The organism is Hanstruepera neustonica (assembly GCF_002895005.1).
Taxonomy (GTDB): Bacteria; Bacteroidota; Bacteroidia; order Flavobacteriales; family Flavobacteriaceae; genus Hanstruepera; species Hanstruepera neustonica.
On record NZ_POWF01000001.1, the window covers coordinates 192,813 to 204,935 of the forward strand.

The window sequence follows — 12,123 nt, forward strand, 5'->3', positions numbered from 1 at the left end:
ATTTTAACATTTAACTTGTTTTAAAGTCTTTTTTCTTACATTTTTATAATAAAAAAAGCCGTGTTAAATGCACGGCTTTCCATTATATTATATAAATATGTTAATTGATACTAATTTTTAATAACCATTACAGGAATATCACCTTCAACAATTAAAGTCCCTTCTGTGGCTTTTTGGATGTCTTCAACAGAAACACCTGGTGCACGTTCCAATAATTTAAAACCTGAATTAGTAACTTCAAGAACTGCCAAATTGGTTACTATTTTTTTTACACAGCCAACACCAGTCAATGGTAAGGTGCATCTCTTCAATAATTTAGATTCACCAGCTTTGTTGGTATGCATCATAGCCACAATAATATTTTCGGCACTGGCTACCAAATCCATAGCGCCACCCATACCCTTCACCATGCGTCCTGGTATTTTCCAATTAGCAATATCACCATTTTCAGCAACTTCCATAGCACCTAAAATAGTTAGGTGAACATGCTGTCCGCGAATCATTGAAAAACTCATAGCCGAATCAAAAAAACTGGCTCCGGGCAAGGTAGTAATGGTTTGTTTTCCCGCATTGATAATATCAGCATCTTCTTCGCCTTCAAAAGGGAAAGGCCCCATTCCCAAAACACCATTTTCACTTTGAAACTCAACTTCTATATCATCTCGCACATAATTGGCAACTAACGTAGGAATACCGATTCCTAAATTTACATAATAACCGTCTTGAACCTCTTTTGCTATACGTTTAGCAATTCCATTTTTATCTAAAGCCATAATTAATCTCTTTTTCTTACTGTACGTTGCTCAATACGTTTCTCATACTTTTCGCCTTGGAAAATACGTTGCACAAAAATTCCTGGAATATGGATTTGATTAGGATCTAACTCGCCAACAGGCACCAACTCTTCAACTTCAGCAACCGTAATCTTTGCAGCACCACACATATTAGGGTTAAAGTTTCTGGCTGTTCCCTTAAAAATCAGGTTTCCTGCTGCATCTCCTTTCCAAGCTTTTACAAAGGCAAAGTCCGCTTTAAAAGCATGTTCCAAAACATACATCTTGCCATCAAATTCACGAGTTTCTTTCCCCTCAGCGACTTCTGTTCCAAAACCTGCTGGTGTATAAACAGCCGGAAATCCAGCTTGAGCTGCGCGACAGCGCTCGGCTAAAGTACCTTGTGGAATGAGTTCTACATCCAATTCACCACTTAACATTTGACGTTCAAATTCATCATTTTCACCCACATAAGATGATACCATTTTTTTTATTTGATGCTGGTGTAGCAGTAAGCCTAAACCAAAATCATCAACACCAGCATTGTTAGATATACAGGTCAATCCTTTAACACCCAATTTCACTAATGCTGCTATAGCATTTTCAGGAATACCGCTCAACCCAAAACCACCAAACATGCAGGTCATATCATTAGCTACTCCAGCTATGGCTTCTTGCACACCTGATACTTGTTTATTAATCATTTTTATTCATATTTTGAAGTCGAAAAATACAAAATAAAAAAGCCATTCGAAAGTGAATGGCATTAGATTTTTGAAATGTGAAATAACCTTAAAAATCTAGCTCATCAGGGACTTCTTCACTTGGCAAGTTGTCGCTTGCTTCTTGTTCATAAGTTTCACAATCTACCTCAATAGCAAGCTCTTTTGGTCTTTCAAATTCTGCTTTAGAAATATTAAGTGTATCATCTTCATAACAAGCCTTCATATATACTGCCCAGATAGGTAATGCCATGGCTGCACCTTGACCATAGGTTATAGATGAAAAGTGTGCAGCACGATCTTCTGCTCCCACCCAAACACCAGTAACTAAATTTGGTACCATACCCATGAACCAACCATCACTTTGGTTTTGCGTCGTTCCCGTTTTACCTGCAATTGGGTTTTTAAACTCATAAGGATAACCCGTGACTATTTCGCGGTAATCTGCTCGATAGGAATCGGCTCCTTTGGTGCGCAATCGCACACCAGAACCACCTTCTGTAACACCTTCCATCAACTTCACAGTTACATAGGCCGTTTCTTCACTAATAACATCACGAGATTCTGGAGTAAATTGATACAAAATAGTGCCATTTTTATCCTCAATATGGGTTACCATTACGGGTTTAGTGTAAACCCCTTTATTTGCGAACGTTGCATAAGCTGCAACCATTTCATAAACGTTTAAATCGGCAGTTCCCAAGGCAATAGAAGGTACTGGTGGAATATTGGATTCTACTCCTAACTTTTCTACCAAATCGATAACCGGTTGTGGACCTACCTTATCAATAAGCCTTGCCGTAATTGTGTTCACTGAATTGGCCAAGGCTGCTTTAAGAGTTAACTCGCCACCATAAACACCATCAGAATTTTTAGGTGTCCAAGGTTCCAAGGTTCCATGACGACCCGCTTCTATAGTAATTTGGGAACGCGGCATTTTATAACACGGTGATAAATGTAACTGATCAATAGCGGTTGCATAAACAAATGGCTTGAAAGTTGAACCCACTTGTCGCTTTCCTTGATTGACATGATCATACTGAAAATGCTTATAATTCATACCACCAACCCAAGCTTTTACATGGCCTGTTTTAGGGTCCATTGACATCATTCCTGGGTGTAGAAATGATTTATAATATCGCATGGAATCCATAGGCTTCATGATAGTGTCTATTTCACCCTTCCATGAAAAAACAGTCATATTAGTTGGTTTATCAAACGAAGCAATAATTTCCTCTTCAGATTTACCTTCTGTTTTCATGACTCGCCACCGCTCCGATTGACGCATTCCGCGTTTCATCAAGGCATCTATTTCACTATTGCTTAATTCCAGAAATGGTGCTGTTGGATTTCGGTCTGGTGTATTTTGATGATCAAATTCTGCTTGCAGTCGCGGCATGTGTTGTTGTACAGCATCTTCAGCATATTGCTGCATACGGGAGTCAATAGTTGTATAAACTTTTAAACCATCTCCATACAAGTTGTATTTTTCGCCATCAGGTTTTGGATTGTTTTTAATCCAGTCCTTCATGAATCCATCTAAATATGCCCGAAAGTAAGTTGCAATTCCGTCTCTATGAGATTGTGGTGAATAGCGCAAGCCCAGATCCAAAGCTTGAAGAGAATCTTTAGTTTCTTCAGAAATATAATCATACTTCTCCATCTGATAGAGCACTACATTTCTTCTATTTCGAGTACCAACTGGATTACGATGTTCTCTTGGATTATAAAGTGATGAATTTTTAAACATCCCTACCAACATAGCCGATTCTTTAATATCCAATTCATTAGGCTCTTTATCAAAATAAATACTAGCTGCCGAACGAATACCATCAGCATTATTGCCAAAATCATAAATATTAAAATACATAGCTATGATTTCCTCTTTGGTATATTGACGTTCCAAACGTATGGCAATAATCCACTCTTTAGCTTTTTGTAATACCCTTTCAATAATATTTGAAGAGCCTTCACCGTGAAATAACTGTTTGGCCAATTGTTGTGAAATAGTACTGGCTCCTCCTCCACTACCCAATTTGACTACTGCCCTCAAAGTTCCACGTGCATCAATTCCAGAGTGTTCAAAAAATCGTGCATCTTCAGTTGCGACCAAAGCATCAACTAAATGTTTTGGTAGTTCATCATACCCTACTGGTGTTCGGTTATCATTAAAATAAAACTTACCCAGCGTTTTTCCATCAGAAGATATAATTTCTGTAGCTAAATTTGTTTTGGGGTTTTCTAAAACCGTATGGTCAGGCATTTCGCCAAAAACGCCCCAAGATGCCAATAAAAAAATTAGCACAACAAATAAAATGCCACCTAAAAACAATTTCCAAAACCATCTTACATACCTCTGGAAATCTTGTGTTTGATTTGTTTGTTTCTTTTTAGCCATGAATTATTACTCTAATGGTTTTTCAATTCTAAAACCAACATCCGTTATGCCTTGCAAATTATCCATGCCATCTACCTTACCATTTTCGCGCATAGCCTGTTGGATTTTAATAGTGTACTGACCTGCTTCATTAAAAACAACACCTTCCTTATACCAGAGTTTATTTTCTTTTACATCGGTAAAACCTGTTCCTAGCAACTCACCATTTGGTTCTGCCATTTTATATTGCAGGGTATCCTTGATTGTTCTACCATGAGGAAAATTCATCTCGACAATCAAATATAAATTACTAAACTGGTAATCGTTATTGTTTCTTAAATTAACAAATAAATTATATGGATTTATGGTGTCTGGAGGGTTGATTTTAAAACTAACAACAGAATCTTTGTGCCATTCATTTGGCAATGATTTATAAACATCATAAACCCGATTAGAGTCACAAGAAAAGACCACCAAAAGGCATAACACAACAAATATTATATTATTTCGCATTATTTTTTTTGCTTTGAGGTTTGCGTCTTCTTTTGTTGCTTCTTTTATTTTTACGTTTATTTTTGTGTTTTGGACTATCAAAACGTGTTAAACTATCTTGACCAACAACGTTTTCAAATTCTGTTTTAGTATTTTCTATTAAGTCTGAAGCATATTCCTCGAGGCTAGTTACTTTCTTTTTTTGCTTGTTAAGGGCTATTATTTCATTGGCTTGATCGGTTGTGATTTTATGCCAATTCATCCACTCGCCCTCATAAGCATACCACATATGTCCTTTGAAAATATCTGTTTTTTGACAAACAGCAACTCCTTTTTCAGTTTGAAGTTTAATTTCTGTTTTAGGAAAATCTTTAAGCGCATCTAAATAGGTGTCCAACTCGTAGTTTAAACAACATTTTAGTTTGCCACATTGGCCAGCCAATTTTAATGGATTTAATGACAGCTGCTGGTATCTTGCGGCCGAAGTGCTAACCGAACGAAAATCAGTTAGCCAAGTTGAACAACATAATTCACGTCCACAGGAACCAATACCTCCCAGCCTGGATGCCTCCTGACGAAAACCAACCTGACGCATTTCAATTCTGGTCTTAAACTCTTTCGCAAAAAGTTTGATTAGTTCTCTGAAATCCACACGATCTTCAGCCGTATAATAGAATGTAGCCTTGCTGGCATCACCTTGAAATTCAATGTCCGATATCTTCATTTGAAGTTTTAGGTCAATAGCAAATTGTCTGGCTTTGACTTTCATAGGCTCCTCTCTATCCCTTGCATCGGACCAAATATTAATGTCCTTTTGCGAGGCCTTACGATAAATTTTAAATGCTTCAGGGTCATCTTCAGACAATTTTTTACGCTTCATTTGAACACGTACCAATTCACCCGTAAGTGTTACCATGCCAACGTCATGTCCATATTCGGCTTGCGTTGCTACGACATCGCCAATGCTTAATGTGAGGTTCTCGGTATTTTTATAGTATTGTTTTCTACCATTCTTAAAACGAACCTCCACCCAATTGAAAGGTTCAATTCCATCTGGTAGCGACATATTAGCCAACCAATCAAAAACCGTTAGTTTATTACAACTGTCCGTTCCGCATGTTCCATTGTTCTTACATCCTTTGGGTTGACCATCTTTCCCCGTTGCACACGTTCCACAAGCCATACATTTTTGGTATATATAGATTCTGAACACTAAAGTTCAGAAGATAATTAATATTGAAATTTAAAACGTAAAGATAAGATTATTCTAAAGACTTTAAAACGCAAAAGTTTAATTGAATTCTATTTCATAATTCAGTCTATTGGACAAGGTCTTTAGGGTGTCTTTTGATTTAAAAATATTTGAAAAAAGTGTGTTGCTCCAACCTATTTTCTTTGAAAAATCATTGAAAGTTTCCTGTTTCCAATTAAATCCTTCTTTCCAAAATTTTTGAGGAGAAACGTAACAAAAGGTATAGTCAAATATTAAGCTAGAATCGTTTAGGGCTTTTTTATCAGGAATATGATCTGGTGCCAAAAGCGTGATATTATTCTTTTTGCAGTTTTCTCTAATACAATTGATTAAGTCAGGATAGTCTTCTCGAAGGGAATCTAGGTCAAAATCATTGTACTCTGTATTTCCAATTTTTTGAATGGGCCTTATCTGAAGAATGTCAAAGCTTTCACCATTAAAATGCTTAAAGAAATCCTTCAGCTCATAGAAATTGTCCTTATTAAACGTATAATTGATACGAACCCTAAAGTTGTATTGAGCTTTTAGCTTTTGAAACGCCTTGAATGCGTTGTGGAACTTTTCATAACTCGCCTTTTTCATGAAGCTTTCATAGCTTTCTTTTGTCACACCATGAAGGGAAATAGTGAACTCATTTAAACCTGCTTTTAGCAAGCTTTCTATTTTTTCTTCATCCAACAAATTGGCATTAGTGGTCAATGATATGTAAGGAACTTTAAACGTCTTACCCAAAGTAACAATGTGTTCCAAGTTTTTGTATAACGTAGGCTCTGTACCACAACCTATTTGAAGTTTTAATGCTCTCTTAAAAATGGCATTGGCCACTTGATCAAGCTCTTCTTCTTTAAATTGACCTTTTAAAGTTTTAACATAATCTGCATCCGTAAAGTAACACATTTTGCAACGTAAGTTACAGGCCATAACGGGGTCAAGGTTTACAGCTAAATATCGCCTATTAAATTTATGTAACAGAAAAAGCCCCAGAAACTTAATTCTGTGGCTTTTTATTTTTCTATTTAACTGTAGCAGCTTGTAAATATCCATCTAGCTCTTTTTGTCCAATACCTCAAAGATGTTTCGTAAATCTTTTTTAAAAGGTAAATGATCTGCACGACCTTTTTTGAAAATATCATTGCTATTCCCTTGGCCTTTGCGTAAAGCTTTTTGCTCTTCATAAGGCAATCTGTTTATTTCCATACAGTTGGTTGAGCAACAATTCTCCATTTTTTCTTTACAACTATCACATTGAATGAATAACAAATGGCAGGCCTCATTGGCGCAATTGGTATGTAAATCCGCTGGCTCGCCACATTGATGGCACTGGGCAATGATATCATCAGAAATGCGTTCTGAACGCCTTTGATCAAAAACAAAATTTTTCCCAATGAATTTGTTCTCCAGTCCTTGTTCCTCAACTTGACGAGCATAATTGATGATGCCTCCTTCCAATTGAAAAACATTTTTAAAACCTTTATGCTTGTAATAGGCACTTGCTTTTTCACAACGGATGCCTCCTGTACAATACATAACCAACTTTTTATCCTCTTTGTGTTCTCGTAAATCTTCTTCAATAATATCCAATGATTCTCTAAAAGTATCCACATCAGGTGTAACCGCATTCTTAAAGTGTCCTATTTCACTTTCGTAGTGGTTTCGCATATCAACCAACACAACATCAGGATCTTCAATGAGCTCATTAAATTGTTCTGCTCCAACATGTATCCCTTTGTTGGTCACATCAAATGTTTCGTCATTCAATCCATCAGCGACAATCTTGTCGCGAACCTTTACTTTCAGTTTTAAAAAGGCAAAATTATCATGCTCAATAGCGACATTCAATCTCACATTTTCTAGAAATGAAATGGTGTCTAAATGTTCTTTGAAATCATTGAAGTTTTCTGCCGGAACTGATAATTGTGCATTGATACCTTCGGTAGCGATGTAAATTCTACCGAGCACATCCATTTTGTCCCAAGCAAGGAACATGTGATTTCTAAAAAGTTCAGGGTTTTTAATTTTGGCGTATTTATAGAAAGAGATCGTCAAGCGGTCTTTTCCCGCTTGCTCAATTAAGGCTGCTCTTTCTTTAGCGCTTAAGTTATTGTACAGTTGCATGCTATACGAATTTTTAAGGTTAAAGATTTATTTGCTGCAAAAGTACATATTTAATATGAATTCTGATTTTAATGACAGTCCATAAAAAAAGCGCTCTGATTTCAGAACGCTTTTAGTAGACTAACTCGTTATTAATATTTTTTCATTCTTCTAAATCAAAAAACATAATAAGAGCTAACCTCCATCGGCTTTACAGCTACTGTTTATAAATACAACAACTGAAACGCCTAATGCCTTGTTAATTAAAGTTTTCTTAATAAATTTCATCTGTACAATTTTTTAAATGTTAAAAAGAGCAGACAAAATTAATCGCACAAAATACGATTGATTTCATAGCAAAAGTTCCCCACTTTATATAGTAGATGCAAAAAGTGCAAAAAGGTTGCGTAAGATTATTGAAAAAATTAAAACTTATCGTAATTTAGCTGACCTATCTAATTAAAAATACAACAACAAATGAGCAGTGAAAAAGATGCAAAACTAAAAGCGTTAAAGCTAACTTTAGACAAGCTAGATAAGGCCTATGGCAAAGGAACAGTAATGAAAATGAGTGATCAGGCGGTGGTTGATGTTGATGCCATACCTTCTGGTTCTTTAGGTTTAGATATTGCACTGGGTGTAGGCGGTTATCCAAGGGGACGCGTTATAGAAATTTATGGTCCGGAATCTTCTGGTAAAACCACATTAACACTTCATGCCATTGCTGAAGCTCAAAAAGGCGGTGGTATTGCAGCTTTTATTGATGCCGAACACGCATTCGATAGGTTTTATGCTGAAAAATTAGGTGTTGATATAGACAACCTAATTATTTCGCAACCTGATAACGGTGAACAAGCATTGGAAATTGCTGATAATTTAATTCGCTCGGGAGCAATTGACATTGTCGTCATTGATTCTGTGGCAGCCCTAACCCCTAAAAGCGAAATTGAAGGTGAAATGGGTGATTCCAAAATGGGATTACATGCCAGATTAATGTCACAAGCCTTAAGAAAGTTAACTGCCTCCATTAGTAAAACAAATTGTACGGTTATTTTTATAAACCAATTGCGAGAAAAAATTGGGGTCATGTTTGGCAATCCTGAAACAACAACTGGTGGGAACGCCCTTAAATTTTATGCCTCTGTTAGAATAGACATTAGACGTTCTACCCAAATAAAAGAAACTGATGGGAATGTAACTGGTAATAAAACTCGTGTAAAAATTGTAAAAAACAAAGTAGCTCCACCATTCAAGACTGCGGAATTTGATATTATGTACGGCGAAGGTGTTTCCAAAGTTGGAGAAATATTGGATATTGCTGTTGATCTTGAAATTGTTAAAAAGAGTGGTTCTTGGTTTAGTTATGACGAAACAAAGTTGGGTCAAGGGCGAGATGCCGTAAAAGCCCTCATAAAAGACAATCCGGAGCTTATGGATGAGCTTGAAAGCAAAATTAGGGAGGCGCTAAAGTCCTCATAATCAAAAAAATCCCAAAAATTTGGGATTTTTTTTATTTTTTGACGCAACCTTTTTGCACTTTTTGCATCTATAGAGTGAACATGTGATTTAAACATTTAATAATACCATGAAAAAAATAGTTGTTTGTTTGTTGTTTTTATTGGCACTATCCTGTAGTATTGACGATGGAATGCAGGAAGTTTCATTTGTGATTTTGCCTGTTGAAAATGCCATTCTTCCAACAGAGTTTGAGCGTAATGAAACTTATGATATTTATCTTGAGTATTTACGACCCACATCATGCCACGGATTCAATGATATTTACTATATGAGTGAATCCAATGAAAGAACAGTTGCTATTGTGGCAAATTATTTTCAGGGGAATTATACTTGTACAGATATCGATGCCCTAACAGAAGCCTCATTTAGATTTAAGGCCACAACCGAAGATTCCTATGTCTTTAAATTTTGGCAAGGTGAAGATGAAAACGGAGAAGATCAATATTTGATTGTTGAGGTTCCTGTTATAGATTAAAGTTAGTGTTTAATTAATATTCATGTCATGTGAGTTTAAAACAACTCATAATTAATTGTAGTAAAAATGATACTAAAGCGCAAAGTGAACTATATCAACTCTTTTCGAGTAAATTGTTTTCGATATGCTTAAAGTACTCAAAAAACTATGCGGAGGCAGAGGACAATCTGCAAGATGCTTTTTTGACTATTTTCAATAAAATAAGTCAATATGATAACAAAGGTTCTTTTGAAGGTTGGTTAAAACGGATTACTATAAACACTGCTCTGCAGCGTTATAGAAATCAAGGTGTTTTTGAAATAATTAATGAAGAGTTAATTGAAGATGTTGAATTGGACATTGAAGATGATGATTTGACTATAGACTTTTTGTTAAACATTATTCAAGAGTTACCAGACCGTTATAGATTGGTGTTCAATTTATATGCACTTGATGGTTATTCACATAGTGAAATAGCCGAAATGTTGAATATTTCGTTGGGAACATCAAAATCAAATTTAGCAAGAGCTAGAAAGTTGTTAATAGAAAAAATTGAAATTTTTAAAGCGAGTTTAAATTCGCAATCATTGTAATGAGTGATAAAAAACATATCGATAGGATTTTTCAAGAAAAATTGAAAGATTTTGAAGTGTCTCCTAAACCAGAACTTTGGGATAACATTCAAAGCAAGTTAAATTTAGAGAAAGACGAGCCTAAAAAAATTATTCCAATATGGATGCGTATTGTTGGAATTGCTGCGCTATTGGCATTATTGTTTACTATAGGTTCATTTGTGTTCAACAGTGCTGATCTTATTTCAAGTGAGCCCAATCAAAATACTGTTGATACCAATTCACAAGAGCCCTTTAATGAGAATTCTCAAAACAGTCAAACTGATAAAGACAATCAATCAACAAAAAGTGGCAACGAAAACGACCATTCAGTTGAAGATAATTTAGATTCTCAATTAGCGCCTTCATTTTCTACAGACAAGGAATCTATTGCTAATTCTTCAAAAGAGTCTGTAGCTTCTGATATGGTTGATTATGAGGATGAGATAACAAATGATAGCCCAAGCACCAATTCAAACCAAAATGGTTCTAGTTTGAATTCGTTTTCTAAATCTGATGTTGCTGTTTCAAAATCTGAAGCGGGTAAAAACAATATTGAAAACTCATCAAATTCAACAGTCAATAATCATTCTGTGGAAATATCTCAATTAGAAAAATCATCCAAAAATGCTGTTGTTTCTAATTCAACCAACGCTACTGATAATTATCTTGACAAAGGAACTCAAGAAGCAACAGACAATAACCAGAAAAACAAAACCACATCTAATAATCTTGAAATATTAAATTCTAAAAATAACCCCCAAGTTTCTTCTAGTGTTAATAAAGCCAATTCGGCTGTAGCTCAATCTAATTCAAACCCTGAATTGGATAAAAATGCTGTTGAAAATGCTTTAGAATTGGAAAAAACTCAAGAAGCTGTCGTTTTTAACGCTATGGAAAATGACACACCTCATAATGAAAAAGAAAAAGAGGACAATCAAAAAGTTGGTGATTCGCTTGCAGCAAGCGAATTGCCATCTATTGAGGAAGAAATTGCTCAACTAGACAACATTAGTGAAAAAGAAGAAGAAAAAGAAGAATTGGTAAACAGGTGGCAAGTTGCTGCTAATATTGCTCCTGTTTACTATAATTCTCTAGGTAAAGGATCGCACATTGATGAGCAATTTGTATCAAATTCTAAAAGCGGTGAAGTAAATACTAGTTATGGCGTAAATGTCAGTTATGCCTTAAGTAAGAAACTGTCTGTAAGATCTGGCGTTAATTCACTTAATTTAAGTTATGATACTGACAATGTTATTTTATATGAAACTCCAAATAGCAACACCAATAATCCTAATACTAATCCATTAAGAAATATCAATTTAGCGCCTCAAAGTCAGTCTTTAAATGCCTTTAGTGCCGACAATTTAGGCGTTCAACAGGTGTTTGATGAATTATACAATGCTGCCATAAGCCAAAGATTGAGTTATTATGAAGTTCCTGTTGAATTGGAATATAAACTAGTCAATAATCGTTTTGGATTTAATATCATTGGCGGTGTTAGTACGTTCTTTTTAGATGGCAATGAAGTCTATTCAGAATTTGAAGAATACAAGACCTATATTGGTGAAGCCAATAATGTGAACAACGTGAGTTTTAGTACCAATTTAGGTATTGGTATCAACTATAAATTTTCTGAAACATTTAAATTTAATTTGGAGCCTACCTTCAAATATCAATTGAATGGATTTGAAAATACCTCTGGTAATTTTAGACCCTACATAATAGGTGTTTATACTGGATTTAGTTATAAATTTTAGTTTTTTAGTTGGTTAGATTGGTTGTTTTTTCAACGCTCTTTGAAAAAGCAATGATGAACAAAAAACCGCT

At 35.3% G+C, this 12,123-nt stretch carries 11 protein-coding genes; 4 read left to right on the forward strand and 7 right to left on the reverse strand.

The genetic code is table 11. The annotated features are described in order from the left end of the window. Positions 1-110 precede the first annotated feature (110 nt). The 7 genes from C1T31_RS00870 to trhO form a co-directional block, all read right to left on the reverse strand. On the reverse strand, positions 111-773 hold the full coding sequence (locus tag C1T31_RS00870; protein WP_103050577.1) for a 3-oxoacid CoA-transferase subunit B: 663 nt from the start codon (positions 771-773) through the stop codon (positions 111-113). 2 nt (positions 774-775) lie between these two features. Beyond that, on the reverse strand, positions 776-1,477 hold the full coding sequence (locus C1T31_RS00875) for a CoA transferase subunit A (RefSeq protein WP_103050578.1): 702 nt from the start codon (positions 1,475-1,477) through the stop codon (positions 776-778). A gap of 88 nt (positions 1,478-1,565) precedes the next feature. Next, positions 1,566-3,893, reverse strand: a complete 2,328-nt coding sequence (locus tag C1T31_RS00880) for a penicillin-binding protein 1A (RefSeq protein WP_103050579.1) — start codon at positions 3,891-3,893, stop codon at positions 1,566-1,568. A 6-nt stretch (positions 3,894-3,899) separates the two neighbouring features. Further along, positions 3,900-4,385, reverse strand: a complete 486-nt coding sequence (locus C1T31_RS00885; protein ID WP_103051276.1) for a gliding motility lipoprotein GldH — start codon at positions 4,383-4,385, stop codon at positions 3,900-3,902. Next, positions 4,375-5,547 carry a PSP1 domain-containing protein gene (locus tag C1T31_RS00890; RefSeq protein ID WP_103050580.1) on the reverse strand — a complete coding sequence of 391 codons (1,173 nt, stop codon included), beginning with the start codon at positions 5,545-5,547 and terminating at the stop codon, positions 4,375-4,377. Before C1T31_RS00890 ends, C1T31_RS00885 begins: the two co-directional genes overlap by 11 nt. 108 nt (positions 5,548-5,655) lie before the next feature. Further along, a complete protein-coding gene (locus C1T31_RS00895) occupies positions 5,656-6,537 on the reverse strand; it encodes a radical SAM protein (RefSeq protein WP_243398868.1) in 882 nt (293 codons plus the stop codon). A 123-nt stretch (positions 6,538-6,660) separates the two neighbouring features. Then, entirely contained in the window at positions 6,661-7,731 is a 1,071-nt protein-coding gene (gene trhO, locus C1T31_RS00900; protein ID WP_103050582.1) for an oxygen-dependent tRNA uridine(34) hydroxylase TrhO, read from the reverse strand. A gap of 456 nt (positions 7,732-8,187) precedes the next feature. On the opposite strand from trhO, the gene recA reads away from it, so the two are divergent. From recA to C1T31_RS00920, 4 genes are all read left to right on the forward strand, one after another. After that, positions 8,188-9,189: a recombinase RecA gene (gene recA, locus C1T31_RS00905; protein ID WP_103050583.1), complete on the forward strand. Its 1,002-nt coding sequence runs from the start codon at positions 8,188-8,190 to the stop codon at positions 9,187-9,189. Positions 9,190-9,295: 106 nt separating this feature from the next. Beyond that, positions 9,296-9,703 carry a hypothetical protein gene (locus C1T31_RS00910; protein WP_103050584.1) on the forward strand — a complete coding sequence of 136 codons (408 nt, stop codon included), beginning with the start codon at positions 9,296-9,298 and terminating at the stop codon, positions 9,701-9,703. A 29-nt stretch (positions 9,704-9,732) separates the two neighbouring features. After that, positions 9,733-10,275 carry an RNA polymerase sigma factor gene (locus C1T31_RS00915; protein ID WP_103050585.1) on the forward strand — a complete coding sequence of 181 codons (543 nt, stop codon included), beginning with the start codon at positions 9,733-9,735 and terminating at the stop codon, positions 10,273-10,275. Further along, positions 10,275-12,053, forward strand: coding sequence for a hypothetical protein (locus C1T31_RS00920; protein ID WP_103050586.1), 1,779 nt, complete (start codon positions 10,275-10,277; stop codon positions 12,051-12,053). The genes C1T31_RS00915 and C1T31_RS00920 overlap by 1 nt, the downstream gene beginning before the upstream one ends. Positions 12,054-12,123 lie beyond the last annotated feature (70 nt).